We start from the raw sequence: 24524 nt of genomic DNA, 5'->3' as shown, positions 1-24524 counted from the left end.
TCCTCCTCATTTTTGAGAAAAAACAGCTTATTCCTTGCGGACTAAGCTGTTTCGTTGTTCTTTAGCACGTCTTCAAAAGCATCTTGGAATTTGTGAACATCGCCTGCGCCCATAAATAAAAATACTGCGCCCTTATGCTTTGTTAACACTTCAATTCCTTCAGTGGTAATCACTGCACTGCCTTCAATTAAAGACGCTAAATCTTGGATTGAAAGTGCGCCTTGTGTTTCCCTTGCAGAGCCAAAAATATCACATAAGTATGCTGTATCTGCAAGACTCAGACTATCTGCAAAATCCTGTAAAAAAGCTTGTGTACGTGTAAATGTATGTGGTTGGAAAATAGCTACTAGCTCACGATCTGGAAACTTTTGTCGTGCTGATTGAATCGTTGCACGGATTTCAGTTGGATGGTGTGCATAGTCATCTATTAATACATTATTCCCAATATCCGTTTCTGTAAAACGTCTTTTTACACCTTTGTATGTGTTTAAACGTTCTTGAACGATTTCTGGCGAAATACCTTCATATTGGCAAAGTGTAATAACAGCTAAAGTGTTTAATACCGCATGATCCCCAAACAATGGGATAAAGAATGTACTATAAAATTCATTGCGGACAAATACATCAAATTTTGTACCCTTAGTTGTTTTTTCAACATTTCGAGCCTCAAAATCATTTTCAGCACCAAAACCGTAATAAACAACAGGTACCTTCGCTTGAATGCGTTGTAGATGTTCATCATCACCGCAAGCAATAATTGCTTTTTTAACCTGTAATGCTAAAGATTGAAATGCTGAATAAACATCTTCTATGTTTGCAAAATAGTCTGGATGGTCAAAATCAATATTAGTCATTACAGCGTAATCTGGATTGTAAGCTAAAAAGTGTCGACGGTATTCACATGCTTCCATCACAAAGAAGTCAGCATTTTCATGCCCAGCTCCTGTTCCATCACCAATTAAATAAGAAGTTGGTTTATACCCACCTACAACATGAGACATTAAGCCTGTCGTAGATGTTTTACCATGTGCACCAGTAATAGCAATCGACGTATAATTACCGATATATTCACCTAAAAATTTATGGTAGCGAATAACTTCTACACCGATTTCACGAGCACGCTCTAATTCAGGATGGTCATCAGGAAATGCGTTCCCTGCAATAACTGTCATACCTTCTTTAATGTTATCTGCATTAAATGTAAAAATTGGAATATTACGATCACGTAACGGCTGTTCCGTGAAGAAATATTTATCAACATCTGAGCCCTGTACTTGTTCACCAGCATCAAATAAGATTTGTGCAAGTGAACTCATGCCAGAACCTTTAATGCCTGTGAAATGAAAAACTGTCATTAATTAAACCCCCCGGGAATTCAATATCCCTTCTATCATCTATTAGGTGTATCGTATTTTTTCAACTAATTATTAGGTATTAATACCTTTGTAAGTACTAAAAAATACGTACTAATCATCACATCTCGTCTATTATAGCACTATTTATGCATAAGGATAAATGTGTAACTTTTCTAAATATACTAATTATGACGTAAATAAGATAATCTATACGAAAACAATGTAATTATTATTCAAACATAGCAATTAAATCTTCTTCTGTAATGTAACTTTCTCGTGGTTTACTGCCACGTGCCTCAGACACAAAGCCATGTGATTCCAACATATCGATTAAACGAGCAGCACGATTATAGCCAATATGATATTTGCGCTGAATTAAGGAAGTAGAAGCTCCTCCTTGCTCATAGACAAATCGACATACATCCTCGAACAGTTCATCTTGTTCAGCAGAAACCTCAGTCTTTTTTAAAAGTTCCTCTTGATCGAATATATAATCAGGCTCTCCTTGCTCACGGACATGCTCAATGATCGCTTCAATTTCATCATCTGTCACAAACGTCCCCTGCAAACGCACAGGAGCAGACATACCATTACCTAAATATAACATATCGCCTCGTCCAAGCAATCTTTCTGCACCTTGCGCATCTAAAATTGTACGTGAGTCAATTTGTGAAGATACCGCAAAAGCAATACGAGTAGGAATATTTGATTTAATAAGCCCTGTAATAACGTCAACAGACGGTCTTTGAGTTGCCACAATTAAATGGATACCACAAGCACGTGCCTTTTGAGCAATACGACAGATCGCCTCCTCTACATCTGCAGGAGACATCATCATTAAATCTGCCAATTCATCAATGACAATTAGAATATACGGTAATTTTAAGCTATGTTCATTGTTTTTATCCGCAATTGCATTATAACGTGTAATATCACGTGCACCTGCATGTGCAAATAACTGATAACGACGCTCCATTTCCTCCACTGCCCATTTCAGTGCAGCTGTAGCAGCCTTAACATCTGTGATGACTGGGCTAACTAAATGTGGGATATGATTGAACGGTGCTAATTCTACCATTTTAGGATCGATAAGCATCAACTTTAATTCATGTGGTGCAGCTTTATATAATAAACTAACCAAAATTGAATTGATACAAACCGATTTACCAGAACCTGTAGCTCCGGCAATTAAGCCATGTGGCATTTTTCTTAAATCAATGGTTACTGGCTTCCCTGTTAAATCCAAACCCAACGCTGCTTCTAACGGTGAATCTGACTCGAGGAAAGAAGCACTATTTGTCACTTCTGATAATCGAACAGCGCGAGATACACGGTTCGGTATCTCAATGCCTATTGAGCTCTTCCCAGGAATCGGCGCTTGGATGCGGATGTCTTTCGCTGCCAATGCAAGCTTCAAATCATCTGATAGATTACGGATTTTGCTAACCTTAGTACCATGACTCACGGTTATTTCAAATTGTGTCACGGCAGGTCCTTGCATAATGGATTCTATTTGAGCTGAGACTTGGAAATAAGACAAAGCTTCAACCAATGTATCCCCCTGTTGCTCCATCCACTCAGTATCTTGTGTTTTTTCCTCAGGTGGCTCTAAAAACTCATCATCTGGCTTTTGATACACATGAACAGGTTTTCGAGGTGTTTCTTTTACTTGATCCTCCACTAATGTTTCATCTAATTTAGATGGTTGCTCCGGATAGTCCTCAGTATCAATAGAATTCTCCTCAGGAATATATATATGAGTATCTATATACTCGGTAGTAAGCTCCTGTTCAGTTGTTGTTTCTACTTCCATTTCGGTAGTTGCCGAAATTTCGTCGATGCTCTCGACATCAATCACTGTCTTTTCTAATGTCAAAACGTTAGACATTGAGGTTACTGGTGCCATTGAAATGACTGAGACACTTTCTGTTGCATCTTTGAATGGAGCAGTATTTTGATTAAGAACCTCGTTTTCCTCCGTCGTCTGTGTAGCTATTTTATTGTCCAGCTCTAACTCGCCAATCTCTATATCTATAGATTGTGAAACTTGTTCTTTATCGAATGGAGTAGTATTTTCAATAGCAACCTCGTTTTCCTCCGTCGATTGTGGTGCTACATTATTGTCCAGTTCTAACTCACTAATCTCTAAATCTATAGATTGTGGCAGTTCGTTATTGAGTGGAACTAATTGAGGTTCTGCATCCAAAATAATAAGCTCAGAAGAAGTCTCCTGTTCCTCTCGGCCTTTTTCAACAATTGTTGATGTCGGGGTCGTTACTTTTAATTGTTGTTGAATTCTCCATTTCTCTTTATCCGTTTTTAGCATTAAAACATTAAATGGAATGCCACTTTTTTCTTTCTTTTCTACTGATTGCACTTCTAAAGATTTTTCTTGCAACACATCTTGCTTATCATCTTCATTCATTGGTGGCTGGACTACCGTAACTTCACCAATGTGGATGGTAGAATTTTCGAATTGTACTTGTTCTACAACTACTTCTTTTACGTGGATTTCTGATTGATCAGCTGAAAGTTGTTCAACATTCAGCTCATGCTGAACGGCTTCTTTCACTTGATTTTCAAATTCTACGGCAAAAGAAGTTGTTTGCGGTACAGGTAATTCCGTTGTCGTTTTATCACTATGCTGATTTGTTTCGTCTGTTAATTTATCTTCAAAAGTTATCGGTTGCTTTGCAGGTGCTTCAATTGTTTCAGTAATTTCAAGCTGTTCAGATTCATCTTTCCGAACCTCGCTAATAGGCCTTTTTTCTTCTAGTATATTTTCAATAGCCTCATTTGTTGTCGCTTCTTTTATAGGCTTAGAAGCTGTAGGTATTTCTAACTCTTTCTTGTCGTGCTCTTCCTTCCGTTTTTCTAATAAATGCTCAATTGGGCTAGGCTTAGAAAAACCATAGACTGGTGACGGAACATCACTTGGTACAAAACGCTTGCGATTTTCAGGTAAAAAACTTTCATCTGCTTTTACTAATTGATAGTTCGTTTCTTTAGGTGATTTAGGTAACTCATTTTGTGCATCTCGAAAAACAAGACTTGCTTTTGAACGATTCTCTTGTTCAGGCTGACTTCGTGTAATCGTAGTTCTACCAGTTCTCTTCGTCCGATTTGCTAATAGATCTCGAATACCTGAAACCTCAATATCATAAACACTCGAATCCACAATATGATTATTTAAATGCCTAGGTAACGATAAATCTTCAATTTGTCCGGAGTAAGCATCGTCCATTTGATTAAATGCTTCTTTTGATGGTGGTGTTGATGGTGAAGCTGAAAACTCCTCATCCTCAATTAGCGGAAAACGAAAAGTTTTTTGCTTTGCTACAGTTGTTTCTTTATATGAATGCAACTGCTCAGATTGTTCTTCCTCATAGTCTTCATAAAACTCTTCATATTCGTAATCATTGTCATCTTTATTTAAAAATTTATCCATTTGTTTTTTAAACCAATTCACATTGTTCACTCATTTCTCTTACACTTCATTTATAGCATCAACTAAATCAATTATGCCTCGGCATAATTGTAGCTTTCGCTTTACTTTCTCTACAGAAAATATTTGCGAAAGAAGTTAAATGTCTATAACAAAAAGCATACCATAAAAATGTAATAGAAACTTGCATTAAGAGGCTTATTCTACACAAAAAAATCGTTATGTTACTAGCAAATTAGTAGCATAACGATTTTAAGTACATATAATCAATTTTGTCTCGACAAATTGTAGCTGCCGCTACAGAAAACACTTGTAGCTGTCGCTTTGCTTTCGCTACAGAAAACACTTGTAGCTGTCGCTTTGCTTTCGCAACAAAAACAATTGCCGTTGTCACTGCACTTTCAAGCAGTTAAACAGTGCTCCCGAAGGCTTTATCTAGTTGGTACTTCAAACGCACTACCAGTTATCGCATCCTCCGGTAATACTAAAATTCCTTTTTCAGATGGTGCATTTGGTATTGCTAATTCACGTGCTGAACATAACATACCGTAAGATTCAACACCACGCAAATTACCTTCTTTAATAAGCATTCCAGAAGGCATTACCGCACCAATTTTTGCTACAACAACTTTTTGACCTGCTTCCACATTTGGCGCACCACATACAATTTGTAATGTCTCTTCACCTACGTTTACAGAACAAATGCTTAATTTATCAGCATTTGGATGCTTGTCCTTAGTTTCTACATAACCCACGACAAATTTTGGAGAAAAATCTACATTAAGGCTGATTACAGCTCCATTTTTCGCAATAGCTGCCTCTAGCTGTGCTACTAATTCTGGAGTAACTTCAACTAGACCTTTTGCATCAGTTTGTATATAGTTGCTGGCATTAAATAAATTAAATGCTTTAATTTCTCCAGTTTGTGCTTCCTTTAAAATAGCGATATCACCCGCACGTTCTACCTCTGTCTTCACGATTGATTCTGTTGCTAATTGTACTAGCAATACATCTCCTACATGCTCTTTGTTGTAAAATACATTCATTGTTTCTCTTGCTCCTTTTTAACTCTGTTTTTTGCTAATATAAAGATTGGTTCTAGCTCCCCATCTTCATAAATAAAAGATAATGACGTGATCGGTACAGTACCGACAGCGAAGAAATGCATCGTCATCTGTGCTAATACATCATACCCTGTTTCATTACGAATATCACCTACTATTAATACATCCTGATGCGGCACAGATAACGTCATGTCACCTTCAATGTTAGTCTGCATTTCTTTCAAAAAGCTTTCATTTAAAATACGACTTGCATCGTAGCCATCATTAGCATTAACGAAATAGAAAATATTCCCTGCAACTTCATCTTTCTTATAAACTGTTGGTAGTTGCTTTACGGAAAATCGTGCCATTTCACGAATTTGCTCTACTGTTAATTGTAGTACCTCTAACATGGATTCATCAATAAAACGATATGTTTTTCCTAAATCAAGCGCATAAAAAATACGTGTTTCAGCTGTATGTTCAGTAGTGATGAATGCATGCCCCTCCTTCGAGGCTTGAGGGTAGGATGTTGCGCGAATAACTGGATATATTTTTGTAGTAGCTCGGAATCCTTGTTCCATCTCTTGCTCCATAGCATTAAAGGTTTGCTCGATTGTATAAACAACTTCATCGATTGCAGCCCCTTGCTTATCATTATATTTTGCTAAAATGCCTGGTAGAGAAAGCTCCATCCCTTTACCAATTTTTTTATGGTTTAGGCGTAATTTATCGTGCTTTTTATCAAATTCAAAATCAAACTTTTCCTCATTCAATTGTTGTTTTAATAGGGTCACAAGTTGTTCTGACTTAATTTGTTTCACCTAGCTCACATCCTTCCGTCTAAATTAATGTATTTTTGGCTTAATTACCTTCGAAAATGAATTTTACCCTTATTCAAATCATCAACAATAGAGGTAGAATTCTATTGTAGCTTAATATGCTCAATTATGCCTCGGCATAATTGAGTCAGGAATCGACTTTGTGCTTAGGCCTGCAAATGTTTTATGTGCGAAAGCGCAGCGGCAGCAACAGATGTTTTTTGTGCGAAAGCGTAGCGGCAGCAAAGTGTTTTTGTCTGTGCGAAAGCTAAGCGGCAACAACAACAGGATGCAGGTCAGTTAGCCGTTATCGCATGGATGCGATGATTTTAGGTTAACATCTTTTATTAACTCATTTCCGATTCCTTGACATCCGCCGGAGGCTTTAACAGCAGAAGTCTTTTGTACCGAAAGCGCAGCAACAAGCACAGGTGTTTGGACACCCGCAGAAAAGTAACTTGAAACCTCATCTAATCTCACCACCTATAGAGGTGGGAGACTTCTGTAGCTGACGCTTCGTTTCGCTACAGAAAATAATTGCTGAAAGAAGTTAAATGATGAGAAAACGGCTCACATATTTGTGAACCGTTCTGTTCAAAACTATCCAATTATCTGTCTTTCTATTTTAAAAAAATTATTTTAAAGTTGCAACTTTACTACCCTTTACTATTCCAGTATCACTAATCAAAAGACACTAGTCATGTGCCAATGTGAATAAATATTGTCCAATAAGAAGCGAGACTATATGCTCGAACATCATCTGACGACTTACTAACCCCTGTGTGAAAACACCTACAGCTCCCGCACCTTGTCGGATATCACGGCGTTGTGTATAATGCTCCATTACAGGCCCAAGTTCCTTCCCAGCTCTTATTTCCTGGGCAATTTCTTCTGGTAATATAATTTGTGCGCCAGCAGCTGTATAAGTTTTTCCATCTGGTACTGTAAGTGCTCCCCAGTTACAAACGTACATAACGCCATCAATTTCAGTCACTCCACCCTCTAATCCAAACGATAATTGCGCGCCCGTCTCTTTGATTGCGTTTTTTGAACGGTTAATTGCTCCCAATCGTGTTTCTTCTTGAGTCATCGGTTGATCAGATACTTGTGAAGCAGCCTTAACGTAGGTGAAATTTGGATTATCAAAATATTTTTTAGCTATAACTTCAACTGCCTCTGTTTTTGCTTTGTTTGTTGTTCCAATAGTTATGTTCATTTTCTAATCCCTCTTTCTTCGCATAGAAAAAGATGCCCCTAAAGGCATCTTTTAACTTCTTCCGGTAGAATCGCTTTACACATTAGCGCGAATCGTTGCTAATGTCGAACGATCTGCTTTTTTCACTAGTTCCACAATTAACGCTTTTGCAGCTGCATAGTCATCAATATGAATAATTGACGCAGCTGTATGAATATAACGTGAGCAAACACCAATTACTGCACTTGGAACACCGTCATTTGCCGTGTGCACACGACCTGCATCCGTACCACCTTGTGATACAAAATATTGATAAGGGATATTATTCGTTTCCGCAGTATCTAGGATGAATTCACGCATACCTCTATGTGTAACCATCGTACGGTCAAGAATACGTAATAATGTCCCTTTTCCAAGCTGACCAAATTGATTTTTTTCTCCTGACATATCATTTGCAGGTGAAGCATCTAGAGCAAAGAATAAATCCGGTTTAATCATATTTGCAGATACTTGAGCACCTCGCAGACCAACTTCTTCCATTACGTTGGCACCTGAATATAAATGCGAGGCTAGCTTTTCACCTTTTACCTCTTTCATCAATTCAATTGCCAATCCACAGCCATAGCGGTTATCCCAAGCCTTGGCCATAATTTTTTTCGGATTGGCCATCGGTGTAAATGGGCAGACAGGGATAATTGATTGACCTGGACGAACGCCAAGTGCAATAGCATCTTCTTTATTGTCTGCACCAACATCTATTAGCATATTTTTAATATCCATCGGTTTAGAACGTTCAGCATCTGTTAATAAATGTGGTGGTATTGATGAAATTACGCCAGGAATTGCACCGTTTTTGGTAAATACTTCAACTCGTTGTGCTAGCATAACCTGGTTCCACCAGCCACCTAATGTTTGAAAGCGGATCATACCGTTATCAGTAATAGAAGTAACCATGAATGCCACTTCATCCATATGACCAGCAACTAACACTTTTGGTGCATCAGCAACTTCACTATGCTTCACACCGAAAATACCCCCTAAATTATCCTGAACGATCTCATCCGAGTACTTTTCCAACTCAGAACGCATGAACGCACGTACAGCATGCTCATTACCCGGTGCGCCTGGTAATTCTGTTAGTGTTTTAAATAATTGTAATGTTTCCTCATTCATGTTGACTCTCTCCCCACGAAGTAGAATATTCTTCCTAGTCATTGTAACATATTTATCTATATTCATCAGAAAACTCTCATTTTTCAATGAGTAGAAGATAACTGCGAGTGTAGCCCATCTTCAAAAGTTATCCAAAATTTGCTCTGCGCTAAAGCGATGCATCAGTGCAATTTCCAAATTCGAAATATTGATACATTTCCTGAAAAGTGCTAATGTGTGAACGTGCATTCACTCTGTATGCTATGTTAAAATGGAGCTATAGAAAAAGGAGGAAAAAAGCATGAAATTACGTGATTTTTTAATTGGTGTTGCTACTGGCCTAGCTGCCGCAGTCATTGTTAAAGAAGCAAGTGAAAAGGTTTCTCCGTATGTACCTGCAGGACAAGTACTTGAAAACATAAAAAAAGAATTTAAAAAGGATTCACCGATTGACGGTTCTTGGATTTTTATGAAAACAGACAATTTCTCAAACGGCATTATGACTATTCCTGTATACCGTGGAGGTATCTCTCGTATGCATGAGGGCGAAATGCAAACATTTGAATTTGCTGCTGACGCTCGCTCAGGCGTTGTAGTAGAGCTAACAGAAGTATAACTTTTCTCAGTAATACATGATCAAATATTATAGAACCTACAAAAGAAGCCATCTCAGTTATTTGAGATGGCTTCTTTGTTTTACTCAGACAATCCTTTATTGTTGAAGTATTTTTTATATTTTCGATAATAATTTAAATTATTTAACGTTAGCTTCACCCAACGTTTCGCATTCATATCTTGATTAAAGTAAAGAGAGTTTGTATATTTCCCTTCACGAATTAATTTTTTTGCTTCTAGCTTAAGCTTTTCATTGGATGCATATTTGAATAGAACACCCTTAGGAATGATCATCCATAAATGCTTGTCTTGAACATAAGTTACTTCCTGTTCAATATTTAACATATGGTCATCTGCTACATATTTCATTAAATTATGACCACTTGCTGTTACATAATAACTAGAGCGACCATTACGTAAGTTAATTTCAAACAACTTATACTGTTTGTCACGCATATCGTATTTCATATCGAAGTTAGCAAATCCTGTATAACCGATATCCTCTAAGAAGAAACGTACTTGATCCATTAATTCTTTATCGTATGTTGTAACAATTGCTGCATAGCTACCGATTCCTTCAGGTGAATGCTCTTCTAAGATTGGGTTTCCTAGACACATTAGCTTCACTTTGCCATCTTTCCCTACATACGCATTTAATACACGCATATACGAATCATCACCTGGAATGAATTCTTGAATAATCATTGTATCCTGGTAAGTTGAGCTATAGATTGCTTTTAAAATAGCTGTTTTTTCTGCTTCATCATGTGCAACGAAAACTTTTTTCTTACCTGGGAATTTACATGCCCAGTATTCCACAGAGTTAGAAGCCTTTAAAATAATTGGGTAATCAAATGGTGGTGTAAAGTTTTCGTAATTGTCTGCTGTTACAGTCGTTGTACCTGGATATTTAAAATCGTACTTATCACACATTTTATAGAAATTTTCTTTTAATAAAATTTCATCCATAAGTGATTCATCGATGTATGGTACTGTAAAATGCTCCTGTAATGCTGGCTTATTTTTGATAATAAGCTTTGCATAATCATCTCCACAAGCTAACAACAGTAGTTTTTTATCAGAATATTTTTTTGCGACCTTTGCAAGTGCAGGTGCAAATACATCCTGTTCATTTAAGCGATCAATCTCTTCGAAATTTATGATATGACTATCTTGCGTTGCCGTTAAATGTGAACGTCCTAATACAAGTGGTTTAATACCATATGCCTCATAAAATGCACGTGCCATACCATATGCATTCATATCTGATCCTAGTAATACTGGTAAAAATGGTTGCTCAGTTGCCATGTATATTTCAACTCTCTTTTATGTTTTAGTATAGCTTTTAGTGTATCATATTTTCCAAGATGTTCACGAAAAAAGTGTCAAAAAAATGGGGTGTTGACAAATAAGCTCTTCACCATAACGTGTGGTTGATTTCCGTTCCGACTGGGCGCTTTTATCGCTGACGCTTCGCTTTCGCACAGAGCAAAGCTTCCTGGTGTTTGTCACTCTAATTTATAATAATAATATAAAATTTCTGCAAGATGTTTTTTGTGCGAAAATAAACATATTGAAAAAACGTGCGAACACATAAGGTTCACACGTTCTATTAATTAGAATGTAATAACAGCTTGTCTACTACGTTCAAGCTTATCTACAATTTCTTTCCCTGTTTCATCCCATTTAATCATGCGGTAATACGCATCATGGTAGAAGATAAAGCCGTAGCCATTTGCAAGCGCTTCTTTCATTATACGTTCCTTTGCAAAAACACTTGCCATTGGATAATCATCATACGCTAAAACCCATAATGGATTTTGATGTGCATGTGTAGGCATAATATCTGCCATATGCAATAATACCTCGCCATTTTGAGTCAATTTTATAATGGCATGACCATTACTATGACCACCCGTATGGATCATTTCAATACCCGGAGCTACCTCTAACGTACCTTCATAAGTTTCTACTAAGTGCTGAACTGGCTCCCAGTTTTCTTTCCAATACGTATTTTTTGAGCGAATATTTGGCTCACGCATTTCGTCCCATTCGATTTTCGTTACAAAGATTTTGGCATTCGGGAATGTTGGTACAAGTACATCATCTTCCCATTGCGTTAAACCTCCAGCGTGGTCAAAATGTAAATGGGTCATTAATACTGCATCAATATCAGCTGTTGTTAATCCTAGCTCCTGTAAGCTAGCCGCTAATGTTGATTCCTCAGTTACCCCAAAGTTTCGTAGCTGTTTTTCATTTAATTTGTTAAAGCCAACACCAGTATCAATAATATAGTTTTTGCCACCATATTGAATTAAAATCGGCTCAGTTGGTAGCTCGATTTGATTTTTTTCGTTGACTGGATATTTACGTGACCATAGTGGTTTTGGTACAACGCCAAACATAGCACCGCCATCAAGGCAAGTGACACCCCCGTTTAGCCATGATAATGACATACTGTGAAACTTTAAATGATCCATCCATACTCCCCCTATTTAGTTAAGAATTGCGATTCTAGACGATAAATTGGCTGTCCTTTAGCAGAAAACTTCTGCTCATATTCAGTCATAACATTATCCTCAGGCATATTCGCATGTAGGTCGAGTGATACATACTTTAGTAACATACCATATTCAGAAATACTAGTTAATGAATACTCAAACAAACCACGGTTGTCCGTTTTAAAATGGATTTCCCCCTCATCCACTAAAATCGACTCATATAATTTCAAAAAATCCCCGTGCGTTAAACGTCGCTTAGCATGGCGCGTTTTTGGCCAAGGATCTGAGAAATTCAGATACACACGATCTACATCATTTTTTTCAAAGAATTTATTTAAATCTGCGCCATTTACTTTTAATAGTCGTAAATTCGCTGGAGATTTAGCCTCTATAATTTTTTCCAATGCACAAACAATTACACTGTCATAAAGTTCAATGCCAATATAATTTATATCCGGATTTTGTAAGGCCATACCTGTGACAAATTGTCCTTTCCCAGTACCTACTTCAATATGTAGTGGGTTGTCATTTCCAAAAACAGCCTGCCAATTTCCTTTAAAGTCTTCAGGATTTGGAACAATCACCTCTGGATGATTCGTAATCATTTCCTCAGCCCAAGGCTTATTTCTTAATCTCAATTTTTTTCCTCATTTCTTTCTCGTGAAATTATGTTTTTTATAGTATAACGTATTACCATAAAATTCGCATGATATTATTGCGAAATGGTATTTTTTTACTGACCTTTTGATATAACCTGCCATGCCTTACGTTGCACAGTACAATGAATCCTCGTGCCATCTGTAATTTCTCCGATATAATTACCATCCGTATGACAATCAATGTTATTTGCGTGCACGAAAATGTTAAATTGATTGCCTTGTAAAAAAGTAATCTCATTAAATTTTGTATGCTTTTCAAAAAAAACCGTGACAAAAACTAGTAGCAATTTAAGTCGTGAAATACCGTGAACGATTGTTATTTCAACTTGTCCATCATCAGGCTTAGAAGATGGGGAAATTTTCATACCCCCTCCGAAATAAGGTTGATTGCTCATCGCAACAAACCATGCCTGCTTAAATTTCCATTCTTGATCGTCTGTACGTATAGTTACATCAAAGCATCTAAAGCTAAATAGCCCTCTTACAACAGCTGCAGCATAGGATAGCTTGCCAAGACCTATTTTATTGAGATAAAACTTCAAACGGGATATATTAATCCGCTTTGTGACAAATGCATCAAAGCCCACACCAGAATTGTTAACAAATATCTCATGCTGCTGATCCCCAAATTGAACGGTACCAACATCCATTGGAAGGTTAGTCATTTCTTTTTGTATATAGCTTTCAATTTGAAAAGCATTATTAAATGTAGTAAAGTATCTTGCAAAATCATTGCCAGAGCCAGCACGGACTACACCAATAACTATAAATTTATTATGTACAATGCCACTAACAACCTCATGGATTGTGCCGTCACCGCCAACAATAACAATTAATTTTTTAGTTTGAGCATCTTGCGCCCAATTTTTTGCAAGTTCCTGTCCATGTCCCTCATATTCTGTATAGGCGACTTCATAGTCCATTGTTAAATGCTGTTGAAGGTGATGCCAAACTTTCTTACCTTTGCCGTGCCCTGCTGCTTCATTCACAATAAATAATACTTGCATTTACTACTCTCCTGCCGGTTGAGAAGATTGTTTCCAAATATCTCGATTAAAGGATGTTGTTTGTACGTTATTTAAAATTGTTTGAGAAGCACGAATTTGCATATGCTTCATAGGAGAAGACACTTTCTTTAAATGCTCCATCCACTCCCCATAATTTCGACGATCAACAAATTGAATTCCGTAAGATGACCCTGGATAATCGAAATAGCCATTCTGTGTTAAAATAACCTTGCGAATCGGCATACTTATATTGTCCTGCATAAATAATTGAGTTAATACAGACTCCATGCGATTTAAACTTATCATCGGATTAAGAACTTTTGAATCCTTCGTCCCTACTTTTTTTATCCAGAATCGCTCACTGCCTCCTACATAAACGGCTTGATTTTCTGCTTCTAGTACAGTTATACAAATACATTCTGTCGGTGACATTAGTACGACATCAAGCTCTATGGGTGCTTTTCTAATTTGCAAAATTGGATAGTAAAAAAGTAAATAATTATCCGGTAATTTTTGCAATAAATTTCGTAACAAGGGGTCACGCATAAAACGAGGATCTACATACGATTTTTCTCGTAATGTTGAACTTGCCCATTTCATTTGGAAATGGAAAAATTGATCGATAAACATTCGTTTTAATTCATGAATAGATTGTGGCGCATAGACAATTTTCGGTTCAAATGTTAAAGTCGTTTCTTCTTCAGGAATAATATCTTCATCACTCACTAGTTCATTCGATATTTCTATCTGTTCAACGTCCTCATTTTCTTCCTTCTGACGACCTGCAAATATTTTTTTAAATAAAGAGAATCTCTCTTTTTCTGCGAAGGAATCATTTTCTGAATCGTCGTCGGTATGTTGCCATTCACTAATTTCTTCCCCTAACTCCCACTGTCGCTTAACACGCTCCCACTGACTTTTCTTTAAGCGTACAAATTGTGTCGGATATCTCGCTAAATCAATTTGATAGCGTGAAATATAATCTTGTAATTTCACCAATTGTGCCATGTTAAGGTCACTCCAATCTTACTCACTCTATATCTCTAATTTGCCATTTTCCCCATTACTACTCGGGAGGCAAATTGAAGTATCTACTTACTCCTTGACGTAATTGTAGCTGTTGTTATTGCTGTCGCTTCGCTTCCCACAGAAAACTCTTGTTGCTGCCGCTTCGCTTTCGCACAGAAAACTCTTGTTGCTGTCGCTACATAAAAAATTGCTAAATAAAGATAAATAGACATTTGCATTCATTACATCGACATTTGCTCTTAAACTTTAATTTCCTATAGCAATCATTCTACAACTGAATTCATCCTTTTTATTTTACATGACGTTTCAGGATAAAACATCCATAATTTACTCTATAGAAAAAAGAGAACTACCCAAGTTTAAGGTAGTTCTCTTAATGTTTCATTTATTTCACATTAATAGAAAGCGGTAATTTCGCTTCGAATGCTTGCTGTAATTTACGAGTCCATTCGCCTGGAACTCCAGCACCAATTTTATTTCCATCAACATCGATAACTGGTGTTACTTCAGAAGATACAGATGACACAATTATCTCATCCATTGTTAATACATCAGCTTTCGTCATTGGTTCTTCAATAACTGGTAAATTAATTTCCTCAGCACATTTCAAAATAACTTGGCGGGTAATACCGTTTAAAATGAAGTTATTTGCTGGGTGAGTATAAAGCTTACCATCTTTAATGCCGTAAACATTTGCTGATGAACATTCTGTTACGATGTCACCACGATGTAAAATAGCTTCATAGCAGCCTTTTTCAGATGCTTCCTGTTTTGCCAGTACAGCACCTAATAAGTTTAATGATTTAATATCACAACGTAACCAGCGAACATCTTCTACGAAGGTAGCCTTAACACCTTTTTCAAAGTTTTCATATGAACGCTCGCCAGCCTTAACATTCCCTGTTAATACTGCTGGAACACTTGCATCCGGGAAAATATGATTACGAGAAGTTGTACCACGTGTAATTTGGAAGTAAACATGTCCCGTTTCCAAATTATTTTTTTCGATAAGATCATGTAATAATTTGTGTAATACGTCTTTAGTATAAGGAATGACAAGACGAATTTTTTCGGCACTCGCATAGAAACGATCAATGTGTTCTTGTGCTGTGAACATGTTTCCGTTATAAACTTTAATTACTTCATATATACCGTCACCAAATTGGTAACCTCTGTCTTCTGGAGATATTGCAATTGACCCTTCTTCAACGATTTGATCATTCCATAATGAATATGCCATGTTTCGTTCATCCTTTTCATATTTAATTTATTTGTTTCCTGCAAGTTCAACAATTGCTTCAGCATAAATAGCTGCTGCTTTTATGAGATTTTCAATGACTACAAACTCATCCGCACGATGCGCTACGTCAGGTTCACCCGGGAACAGCATGCCAAATGCAACACCTTTTTTCATCACACGTGCATATGTACCGCCACCTGTAGATAGTAAAGGTGATTCATAATCCCCTGTTTGACGTCTATAAATATCAGCTAAAGTCTTGATAAATGCATCGTCCTCGCTTACATAATGAGGCTTTGAGTCATCTTGAATATCCAATGAAAATCCTTTTGCCACAGCTAAGCGTTGTGCTTCCGTGATTTTTTCATCAAACGGATATGTGACAGAATAGCGCATACTAATTACCATGCTACCACCTTTAGCCACATCGTAAGTTACAATGCCTGGATTCAATGTAGTTTTACCAGACATTTCATCCTCAAATTGTAAATCAAGCTTGTTACCATAATGGTCTTGATAAAAAACATCTGCGGTAAAGTCGACAAATTGTTTACTTGCCTCTGTCGTCAACTCTTGTTGTAAAAATGCTGTAAGATAAACAGCTGCATTGACACCTTTTTCTGGCTCCATTGCATGGGCTGCCTTACCTTTGATAGTTATTATATAGCGAGAACCCTCGATTAATAAAGAGCCTTCTAGCTGATTTTTGCCTAAAAATGTGTGAAAATTCTGTTCGAATTGTGGAGAGACAAATTGCACCGTTGCTTTTGCAAAATCAGGTACCATATTTGGTCGCTTTCCAGCATTAAATAGTAATAGCTGTTCTTTCGAAGCATCGCCTGTTTTATTTTGAGAGAACACTAGCTCCGCGATGCCTTTTTCAGCATTGATGAGCGGGAAATCCGCATCTGGTGCAAATCCAATCGTCGGCATTTCCTCATGTTTAAAATAGTGGTCGACACAGCGGAAGCCTGTTTCTTCATCCGTACCTATAATCATACGTACTCTTTTATTAAGCTCAATGCCTGCATCTTTCACAAGTTTCATGGCCATCCATGCCGCAATTGTTGGGCCTTTATCATCTATTGCGCCACGAGCAAATAGCTTACCATCTGCTACAGTGCCGCTGAAGGGTGGGTATGTCCAATCTGTTTCATCACCAACTGGTACTACGTCAACATGACATAAAATACCTAATAAATCATCGCCTTCACCCATCTGTATGTGACCTGCATAATTGTCAATATTTTTAGTTTGCAGTCCTTCAGCTTGGCCCTTTGCTAATAACCATTCAAGAGCCTTTAGTGGACCATCACCAAAAGGTACTTCAGTAGTAATCGTATTCTCATCGAGAACACTATTAATTTGCACAAGCTCCTTTAACTCTTGTATCAATTCATCTTGCCTTTCTTTAGCAGCTTGTAACCAATCCATATGATGTACCTCCTTCAATGTATTATCATTATTCTACTCTTTACAACATAAATTACAATCATCTTTCTGACAACTTTTCTATATCTTGCTTCGGACAGTACCACATATAGCATGTTTTTCACCTATTCCCACAAAATACAGTATAAATTTTATGACTTTATTGTAAATTTCCCTTGCATTCACTAGAAAATTGACTAGCTTTTCTATATAATGAAGTTATCAGAATAATTTTTCTGAATATAAAATAAGAAAAGGGGATGTCTAAGGCAGCTACTTATTAGCCTAAGTGCACTCCGCACATATTGTCGTCCGCTAGTCTTTGCCAAGAGAATTAAGATGAAGGAGTGGTTCATTTATGAAACCAACTACTGATCGAATGCTTAATCGTATTAAAGACGTGTACATGTTTATTTTAGACAAAGGAACCGTGTCTACACAGGATTTAGTCGAAGAGTTTAGTATCACTCCTCGCACCGTTCAAAGGGATTTGAACGTGTTAGCCTTTAACGATTTGGTGATGAGTCCAAGTCGAGGCAAATGGACAACGACGAAGAAAAAAGTAAAATTGACGTCTTAGTTTTTACGTGTAACACGTATTTTGTATGGGAAAAGAATGACCTTTCGTCGTGGTCATTCTTTTTTTGTTTTCTACTATTTTTTATTTCCTCACAATTTATCAAGCTACCAAGCAAATATGATTTGATTACTTTAAGTGAAATTCCCCTCTGATTAATAAATATTCAATATTTATTGCTCATCATCAATAGCTTAGGATGATATTTTATCAATTATGCCTCGGCACAATTGCATCCTGTGATAACGCCTTTGTGACCAACATCGTGCTGTTGCCGCTGCCGCTTCGCTTTCGCGCAGATGAACCCTTTTGCTGTCACTACGTTTCCGCGCAAAAAACATCTGTTGGCCCGAGACCCTGCAGCGCAGCGGAGCGGCTCATTGGACACCCTCAGGAAGCTTTGCTCTGTGCGCCAGTCGGAACGGAAATCAACCTCATGTTACAGTGACGAACCTTATTTATGCAAAGCCCTATATTCCCTAAGAATTCATGTATTTTGATAACATTCGTTTTCCCAACGTTACCCCCTAATGTTTTTTGACTATTTACAATTGATTAACAATCCGTTAAAATCGAAACATTCTACATTTTAAGAGGAGGAATCTATGAAACTTCCCAAACAGTTTCATCCACTAGTTTGGATTATTTTAGGGGGAACTATTTTCACACGTATTGCAAGTTTTATGGCAATGCCCTTTTTAGCAATTTACTTACATAATGAGATTGAAGCATCCCCTTTACAAATTGGTTTGACAATTGGTATTGCACCGTTAATCTCCACAGTTGGAGGATTCTTTGGTGGCTATTTAACTGACCGCTTTGGCAGGAAAAGCATCATTTTGCTTACTATTATTATTTGGAGCATCGTGTTCTTTGGCTTTGCAACAGCACAAACAGTTTGGTTCTTCGTAGCTTTGAACGCCCTAAATGGCTTATGTCGCTCCTTCTTTGAACCCTCGACACAGGCTTTAATGATTGATTTTACTCCTCCAGATAAACGAAAAAGATTGTATTCGTTTCGTTACGCAGCCATTAACATAGCAGCTGTGATTGGTCCCATTATTGGTGTTTATATTTCTCAATTGTCCAGCCCAAGTATTCCATTCATGCTGACAGGGACTATGTATATTATTTATGCTGTATTTTTATTTTTCGTTTTAAATCGCTATGAAATGCAGCAACCAAAAGCTTCTACACCAACTAAAATACTGCAAACCTTTACGATTCTATTAACAAATCGTGTACTACTTAGCTTTATTTTGGGGGCAATTTTAATAAATATCGGTTACTCTCAATTTGATTCAACATTGCCACAAATCATTGAACTTAAAATTGTTGATGGTACCAAGCTTTATTCTCTACTAATCTCGCTAAATGCAGCAGTTGTGTTATTACTACAATTACCGATTAGTATACTTTCGGAACGTTTTTCATCAACAGCTACACTATTAGTAGGGATTCTGTTCTTCGTATTTGGTCTTTTATTATTCGGCTTCTCAAATAACTATCCTCTATATATAATCGCTATGATTATATTTACGATTGGTGAAATTTTCGCCTTTCCAACTATGAGTGTCATGATTGATGAAATTGCGCCTGATACACAAAAGGGAACCTATTTAGGAGCAGCTCAATTTAAAAATTTAGGGGGCTTTATTGGACCAATTATTGGTGGGTGGTTGCTAACTCATTATATGAACGCAATGTTTCCAGTTATTGCTGTTCTAGTTTTATGCAGTTGTATATTTTATAGATCTAGGTTTAAGCCACAACAGGAGTAAAGTGGCTCATCTTCATAAAGTGAGGTTGATTTCCGTTCTGACTGGGCGCTCCGATGTTGGTCACGAAGGCGTTATCACAGGACGTGATATTTTAGCCTTCGTTCCTCTATTGCTGATCCCCAAGGAGTCACCCAGTCTCCACTCCAATCAACTTATAAACATGGCATATGTTTTAACAAATGTCATCCACAACTTTTGATGATGAGCCAATATAATGAAAGTAATAGGGCTTTACGGGTTTTAATTTCTGACAAAAATATCGCTTCATTTCTATAAGTGTATCTCAAGCATATCAATTATGCCTCGGCATAATTGCGTGCGAAGGCTTTAACTTCTTGCTTGGACTCACTAATAGGAATGGAGCGAGCATATAATTTTATCCTAAAAAATTTGAAATAGCTTTAGCTTTCTTCATTAGTAGGAGTCTTTACATAACTAGTGTATCGGTCTTTACCAGCACTTTTTGATTGATACAACGCCTTATCTGCACGCTCAAATAAGCTTCTTTCTGACTCATCTGAATGAATGCAAACGGCCCCCCCACACTGACTGAAAGTACAGACCATCTATCAATAGAAACTTTATCCGCATACTTCAAATGATGAATCTTCTCCAAAATAGAATTCGCTAATTTTTCCATATGTTCATCCTTCGTATCATATAAAACAATTGCAAATTCATCTCCACCAAATCTTACAACAAAGCCATTTTTCCCTACTTCTTGTTTTAAAGTTTTTGCAGTTTCAATTAGAATTTTATCACCTTCAACATGGCCATACCGATCATTTACTTGATTAAAATTATCTAAATCTAACAGTAATAAACCAGGTTGATTCGTCTTCCTTTGTCTTAATAGCTTATCCATTTTTCTAATATAGGTAGCACGATTATAAACATTTGTTAAAGGATCATATGTTGCAAGATGAATCGTTTTAGAAAGGAGTTTGTTGATGACTAATAGCATGATGAAGGAAGTTCCTAAAGCAATAAAAAGCAAACCTCGAAACTGCTTTGTATTTTTAGTTAGCGCTCTTATTTCAGTGAAATTACCATATTTCACAAATACAACTCTTTTTGAGGATTCTCCACGAATCGCTTCAGCTTCATATGGTAAAAAACGGTACTTCTCAATATAACCATTTTTTAACTCCTTTTGATATTCCGTTGGCTTCATTGTTTTTTTGGCTTGCTCAAAATGCTCTTGAAACATTTTCGATTGATCATTTACAGTTATTTCATGAGATTTAGAATCATCAAAGAAAACGCCTCCCGCATTTATCGTTTGCACTTCTAACAAATCAACATATTTATCAATTAGATAGTCAGCAGTCTTTGCGAAGTTAAAAGTTTGAAATACAGGATCTTCTAGTAAGTCTATACCTACCTCGAATAAATATTTCTTGTCAGGTGTTGCTAAATAGCCAAATTTTCGATATCCCCCAGTAGTTGTTGAAATATCTATACCATCAGTGTAATATTGTCCGCTTGCTCGACGTTCGTCTAGTAAAGTAGAAAAACGATGGCAGCATTCAGAAAAATTTAAACCTTTATCTTTTTCAAAAGTTGTATAAATTACGGTATTTGATTGGTCGAGTATGTACACATCCATTTCATTCTCGCTTTTTATTTTCAGTAAATCCCACTTTGCTATATATGGATTTTCTTTATAATAAGTAATTAGTTTTCGTAGTACTTCTTCCATTTTGTCAGAAAGATTTTTATCAAAATAAAAATATGCATTATCTACATTTTGCATATCTCTCAGAATATGATTTTCAATTAAAGTTCTATTCATGACTTCTTGTTTTTTTATATCCTCAGTAAGTATTTTCCTATTTACATAAAAAATTACAGCAACAAGTATTGACGCAAAGGCAATTAAAGATATTAATAATTTAATTCTTAGGTTTTTCATTAACTTGTCCTCTACTTATCTTCACCATCATATTTTTCTGAAACATTTAGAGATTAATTAGTACGATAGGCTAAATGGCCTTTAACCAAAAGTTACAATAATTATCCAATTACTGGTATAAGTATGTATATAAAAAATACCTCGATACTAATCTTCGTTAGTATCGAGGAACTCTTTAATCCCTATTTTGTATGCAGGCTAGCTCTTCAGCCGTTAATTCTCGATATTCTCCCAATTCTAAACTGTCATCTAGCTTTAGGTTGCCCATAGATAAGCGTTTCAAATACGTTACACGTTTACCAACAGCCTCAAACATACGCTTCACCTGATGAAACTTACCCTCTTGGATCGTTAACTCAATTTCTGATTGCTGAGCAGATTTTAATATGATGAGCTCTCCTGGCTTTGTAACATAACCATCGTCTAGCTCAACACCTTGAGCAAATTTCTCACGGTCTTCCTCAGTCACAATTCCTTCTATTTGTGCATAGTAAACCTTCGGCACATGTTTTTTAGGAGATAATAAATTATGTGCTAACATGCCATCATTTGTTATCAACAATAATCCCTCTGTATCTTTATCTAGACGACCTACAGGGAAAGGCTCGAAATGTTGATGTAAAGGATCTAACAAATCGATGACAGTTTCATCTCGTAAATCTTCCGTTGCAGAAATAACTCCAGGAGGCTTATTCATCATAAAGTATACAAATTCTGTATAGTTCACACGTTCACCAAATACGGAGACCTCCTGCTTGTCAGGATCAACATGTAATGCTGCATCCTTCGCATATGCACCATCTACCGTCACTGCTTTTTGCTTTAGAAGCTGCTTAACTTCCTTGCGTGACCCGTAACCCATATTAGACAGTAATTTATCTAAACGCATTAGTACCTCCTATTTAAATCCCAGTTTGTTCGTAATTCTTGTCAATCGTTCACCAAGAAGCTTTTGTGCTAAACCTAGGCGTAAAGACAAATAACCATATACTGCTACACCTACTCCAGCACAAATAACAGAATAAACTAATGCAGAGAACTTACCACTTACTGGTCCCATTAATAACAATAAAAGTTTATGAACGATTAGTACACTTACCGCCATTGCCGCTGTCAAAAGAGAAATGAGCATGACACGACGAATAACCATTTCTGATTTGTAGTTCAGTGTTTTTCGTAGCACAAGCATATTAATGATAATTGAAACACTATAACCAATAGCTGTAGCAAGAAGTGCGCCATCTGCCTCCATCGAACGAATTAAAGGAATGTTAATCGCTAGCTTAACGAAAATTCCAGTTAATAAGCTAAAGACAATCCACTTTTGGAAGTCAATGCCCTGTAAAAGAGCTGCCGTCACTTGGAATAATGCAAATAAAATAGCAACAGGTGCATAATGGGCTAAAATCATAGCCCCCATCTCGCTTTCAGTATAGAGCATAAAGTATATTTCATTCGATAACAATGAAATTCCAACTACCGCAGGCAATGTAATAAAAATTAATATTTGATATGTTTTATCCATTGCATGTCGTAGCGCAATATATTCACCTTGCGTAAAATATTTTGTAATCGTCGGTACGAGTGCCGACGAAAAACCTGTAGCTAACATTACTGGGATAATGACAACCTTTTGTGTTGTAAAGTTAATCATTGATAAATACTTATCCGTTACTTCCGCTAAGCCTATAGATATCATAGCTCCATTAAACGTTAACATATCCACTAACTGGAATAACGGATTAGCTACGCCTACAAATACCATCGGAATCGAATACGTAATTACTTCTTTATATATGTTGGACATTGGTAGCTGTGTAGACGTCACACTTTGACTGCGCAGTAAATCAAATTCAGGTTGATATTTTTTCCAATAATAATAAAGTACTAGCAACCCACCAATTGCCCCAATAAAGGCAGCAAATACTGCAAAGGAAACAGCCGTTTCTGGTTTCCCGTTGAAAACTACCACAACTAAGAATGAACCACCCAATAACACAACAATACGAACAATTTGTTCCACTAACTGAGAAATCGCAGTAGGCTCCATTTTGTCATAGCCTTGGAAAAATCCACGCCATAGACTCATAAATGGCACGACAATTAACGCAAAGCTAACCCAACGAATAACCGAAGCAATTTGCTCTACCGTAAATGCCTGATCATCACTTTTAATAACAAGCCCTGCTATTGGCGTAGCTAGCGCAAAAAGAAAAATAAACGCCGCTAACCCCGTACACATCATAATAAGTATGCCTGATTTCATAAGCTTGCGGCCTGATTGATAATCACCCATTGCATTGTATTTAGATACAAACTTTGATACAGCAATTGGCGCACCCGAGATGGCTACTGCTAGCATTATCGAATAGGGAATATATGCATATTGATAAAGTGCAACATTTTCCTCACCCACAATTGCATAAAAAGGAAAAATATAAATTAATCCGAGCACCTTCGATAAAAACATTCCCATTGTCAATATCGCGGTACCTTTCATTAAATTGGACATCGTACCCATCCATTCATCGTAAAATCAATATTTTCATTACCGTAACACTTATAAAATATTTGCTGTTAAAGATGCTTGTTACAAATACACACAGAGCAGGCGTTTTTCTATGCATTCGAGGTTCAACCTGCTTCTTGAACAGTTCTTTCTGTTTCCCGAGTATTTTCGCGAAAGCGTAGCGTCAGCGGCACGCAGTTGGGCTCTCAGTCGTTGCCACAGGACGTGACGTTCTTAGACTGAGTTCCA

General features: G+C 36.9%; 21 protein-coding genes. 3 read left to right on the top strand and 18 right to left on the bottom strand.

What is annotated here, in order from left to right; translation table 11 throughout:
• Window positions 1-41 precede the first annotated feature (41 nt).
• From murC to JNUCC51_RS17380, 7 genes are all read right to left on the bottom strand, one after another.
• Window positions 42-1355 (bottom strand): UDP-N-acetylmuramate--L-alanine ligase, encoded by a 1314-nt coding sequence (murC, locus tag JNUCC51_RS17410; protein ID WP_100544923.1) that lies wholly within the window; start codon window positions 1353-1355, stop codon window positions 42-44.
• 229 nt (window positions 1356-1584) lie between these two features.
• Window positions 1585-4824 carry a DNA translocase FtsK gene (locus JNUCC51_RS17405; protein ID WP_337989034.1) on the bottom strand — a complete coding sequence of 1080 codons (3240 nt, stop codon included), beginning with the start codon at window positions 4822-4824 and terminating at the stop codon, window positions 1585-1587.
• Window positions 4825-5035: 211 nt separating this feature from the next.
• Window positions 5036-5194, bottom strand: a complete 159-nt coding sequence (locus JNUCC51_RS17400) for a hypothetical protein (RefSeq protein WP_337989033.1) — start codon at window positions 5192-5194, stop codon at window positions 5036-5038.
• 37 nt (window positions 5195-5231) lie between these two features.
• Window positions 5232-5846, bottom strand: coding sequence for a YtpR family tRNA-binding protein (gene ytpR, locus JNUCC51_RS17395; RefSeq protein ID WP_337989032.1), 615 nt, complete (start codon window positions 5844-5846; stop codon window positions 5232-5234).
• Window positions 5843-6667 carry a DUF1444 domain-containing protein gene (locus JNUCC51_RS17390; RefSeq protein WP_337989031.1) on the bottom strand — a complete coding sequence of 275 codons (825 nt, stop codon included), beginning with the start codon at window positions 6665-6667 and terminating at the stop codon, window positions 5843-5845. Before JNUCC51_RS17390 ends, ytpR begins: the two co-directional genes overlap by 4 nt.
• 691 nt (window positions 6668-7358) lie before the next feature.
• Entirely contained in the window at window positions 7359-7880 is a 522-nt protein-coding gene (locus tag JNUCC51_RS17385) for a DUF84 family protein (RefSeq protein WP_337989030.1), read from the bottom strand.
• 75 nt (window positions 7881-7955) lie between these two features.
• Entirely contained in the window at window positions 7956-9032 is a 1077-nt protein-coding gene (locus tag JNUCC51_RS17380) for a M42 family metallopeptidase (protein WP_337989029.1), read from the bottom strand.
• Window positions 9033-9312: 280 nt separating this feature from the next.
• Between JNUCC51_RS17380 and JNUCC51_RS17375 the strand changes: the two genes are divergently transcribed.
• A complete protein-coding gene (locus tag JNUCC51_RS17375; RefSeq protein WP_132357247.1) occupies window positions 9313-9627 on the top strand; it encodes a hypothetical protein in 315 nt (104 codons plus the stop codon).
• A gap of 80 nt (window positions 9628-9707) precedes the next feature.
• Here JNUCC51_RS17375 and JNUCC51_RS17370 read toward each other — a convergent pair whose 3' ends face one another.
• The 8 genes from JNUCC51_RS17370 to pepV form a co-directional block, all read right to left on the bottom strand.
• A complete protein-coding gene (locus JNUCC51_RS17370) occupies window positions 9708-10934 on the bottom strand; it encodes a carboxylate--amine ligase (RefSeq protein WP_337989028.1) in 1227 nt (408 codons plus the stop codon).
• A 308-nt stretch (window positions 10935-11242) separates the two neighbouring features.
• Complete coding sequence (locus tag JNUCC51_RS17365; RefSeq protein ID WP_337989027.1) at window positions 11243-12106, bottom strand: YtnP family quorum-quenching lactonase; 864 nt, start codon at window positions 12104-12106, stop codon at window positions 11243-11245.
• A gap of 11 nt (window positions 12107-12117) precedes the next feature.
• A complete protein-coding gene (gene trmB / locus JNUCC51_RS17360; protein ID WP_337989026.1) occupies window positions 12118-12765 on the bottom strand; it encodes a tRNA (guanosine(46)-N7)-methyltransferase TrmB in 648 nt (215 codons plus the stop codon).
• Between the two features lie 95 nt (window positions 12766-12860).
• On the bottom strand, window positions 12861-13793 hold the full coding sequence (locus tag JNUCC51_RS17355; RefSeq protein ID WP_337989025.1) for a diacylglycerol/lipid kinase family protein: 933 nt from the start codon (window positions 13791-13793) through the stop codon (window positions 12861-12863).
• A 3-nt stretch (window positions 13794-13796) separates the two neighbouring features.
• On the bottom strand, window positions 13797-14801 hold the full coding sequence (locus tag JNUCC51_RS17350; protein WP_049667442.1) for a nuclease-related domain-containing protein: 1005 nt from the start codon (window positions 14799-14801) through the stop codon (window positions 13797-13799).
• Between the two features lie 83 nt (window positions 14802-14884).
• Complete coding sequence (locus JNUCC51_RS17345) at window positions 14885-15040, bottom strand: hypothetical protein (protein ID WP_337989024.1); 156 nt, start codon at window positions 15038-15040, stop codon at window positions 14885-14887.
• A 167-nt stretch (window positions 15041-15207) separates the two neighbouring features.
• Entirely contained in the window at window positions 15208-16062 is an 855-nt protein-coding gene (dat, locus tag JNUCC51_RS17340) for a D-amino-acid transaminase (RefSeq protein WP_337989023.1), read from the bottom strand.
• 27 nt (window positions 16063-16089) lie between these two features.
• Window positions 16090-17496 carry a dipeptidase PepV gene (pepV, locus tag JNUCC51_RS17335; RefSeq protein ID WP_337989022.1) on the bottom strand — a complete coding sequence of 469 codons (1407 nt, stop codon included), beginning with the start codon at window positions 17494-17496 and terminating at the stop codon, window positions 16090-16092.
• Window positions 17497-17851: 355 nt separating this feature from the next.
• On the opposite strand from pepV, the gene JNUCC51_RS17330 reads away from it, so the two are divergent.
• Complete coding sequence (locus JNUCC51_RS17330; protein ID WP_049667439.1) at window positions 17852-18073, top strand: DeoR family transcriptional regulator; 222 nt, start codon at window positions 17852-17854, stop codon at window positions 18071-18073.
• Between the two features lie 602 nt (window positions 18074-18675).
• Window positions 18676-19851: an MDR family MFS transporter gene (locus JNUCC51_RS17325; RefSeq protein WP_337989021.1), complete on the top strand. Its 1176-nt coding sequence runs from the start codon at window positions 18676-18678 to the stop codon at window positions 19849-19851.
• A gap of 427 nt (window positions 19852-20278) precedes the next feature.
• Here JNUCC51_RS17325 and JNUCC51_RS17320 read toward each other — a convergent pair whose 3' ends face one another.
• From JNUCC51_RS17320 to JNUCC51_RS17310, 3 genes are all read right to left on the bottom strand, one after another.
• Window positions 20279-21766 (bottom strand): GGDEF domain-containing protein, encoded by a 1488-nt coding sequence (locus tag JNUCC51_RS17320; RefSeq protein WP_337989020.1) that lies wholly within the window; start codon window positions 21764-21766, stop codon window positions 20279-20281.
• Between the two features lie 175 nt (window positions 21767-21941).
• Complete coding sequence (locus tag JNUCC51_RS17315; protein WP_100544110.1) at window positions 21942-22655, bottom strand: pseudouridine synthase; 714 nt, start codon at window positions 22653-22655, stop codon at window positions 21942-21944.
• Between the two features lie 9 nt (window positions 22656-22664).
• Window positions 22665-24278, bottom strand: a complete 1614-nt coding sequence (locus JNUCC51_RS17310) for a putative polysaccharide biosynthesis protein (protein ID WP_337989019.1) — start codon at window positions 24276-24278, stop codon at window positions 22665-22667.
• Window positions 24279-24524: the final 246 nt, after the last annotated feature.

The sequence above is a fragment of the Lysinibacillus sp. JNUCC 51 genome (assembly GCF_015999525.1).
GTDB classification, from domain to species: domain Bacteria; phylum Bacillota; class Bacilli; order Bacillales_A; family Planococcaceae; genus Lysinibacillus; species Lysinibacillus xylanilyticus.
Note: the sequence above shows the minus strand (reverse complement) of the source record. Positions and strands in the feature narration are given on the sequence as shown.

Coding starts and splice junctions, on each gene's coding strand:
- JNUCC51_RS17315 (WP_100544110.1), bottom strand. CDS start 22,655: ATGCGTTTAGATAAATTACTGTCTAATATGGGTTACGGGTCACGCAAG.
- pepV (WP_337989022.1), bottom strand. CDS start 17,496: ATGGATTGGTTACAAGCTGCTAAAGAAAGGCAAGATGAATTGATACAA.
- ytpR (WP_337989032.1), bottom strand. CDS start 5,846: ATGAATGTATTTTACAACAAAGAGCATGTAGGAGATGTATTGCTAGTA.
- JNUCC51_RS17375 (WP_132357247.1), top strand. CDS start 9,313: ATGAAATTACGTGATTTTTTAATTGGTGTTGCTACTGGCCTAGCTGCC.
- JNUCC51_RS17350 (WP_049667442.1), bottom strand. CDS start 14,801: ATGGCACAATTGGTGAAATTACAAGATTATATTTCACGCTATCAAATT.
- JNUCC51_RS17380 (WP_337989029.1), bottom strand. CDS start 9,032: ATGAATGAGGAAACATTACAATTATTTAAAACACTAACAGAATTACCA.
- JNUCC51_RS17365 (WP_337989027.1), bottom strand. CDS start 12,106: ATGGATCATTTAAAGTTTCACAGTATGTCATTATCATGGCTAAACGGG.
- JNUCC51_RS17345 (WP_337989024.1), bottom strand. CDS start 15,040: ATGCAAATGTCTATTTATCTTTATTTAGCAATTTTTTATGTAGCGACA.
- JNUCC51_RS17330 (WP_049667439.1), top strand. CDS start 17,852: ATGAAACCAACTACTGATCGAATGCTTAATCGTATTAAAGACGTGTAC.
- dat (WP_337989023.1), bottom strand. CDS start 16,062: ATGGCATATTCATTATGGAATGATCAAATCGTTGAAGAAGGGTCAATT.
- JNUCC51_RS17310 (WP_337989019.1), bottom strand. CDS start 24,278: ATGTCCAATTTAATGAAAGGTACCGCGATATTGACAATGGGAATGTTT.
- JNUCC51_RS17385 (WP_337989030.1), bottom strand. CDS start 7,880: ATGAACATAACTATTGGAACAACAAACAAAGCAAAAACAGAGGCAGTT.
- JNUCC51_RS17325 (WP_337989021.1), top strand. CDS start 18,676: ATGAAACTTCCCAAACAGTTTCATCCACTAGTTTGGATTATTTTAGGG.
- JNUCC51_RS17355 (WP_337989025.1), bottom strand. CDS start 13,793: ATGCAAGTATTATTTATTGTGAATGAAGCAGCAGGGCACGGCAAAGGT.
- murC (WP_100544923.1), bottom strand. CDS start 1,355: ATGACAGTTTTTCATTTCACAGGCATTAAAGGTTCTGGCATGAGTTCA.
- JNUCC51_RS17370 (WP_337989028.1), bottom strand. CDS start 10,934: ATGGCAACTGAGCAACCATTTTTACCAGTATTACTAGGATCAGATATG.
- JNUCC51_RS17320 (WP_337989020.1), bottom strand. CDS start 21,766: ATGAAAAACCTAAGAATTAAATTATTAATATCTTTAATTGCCTTTGCG.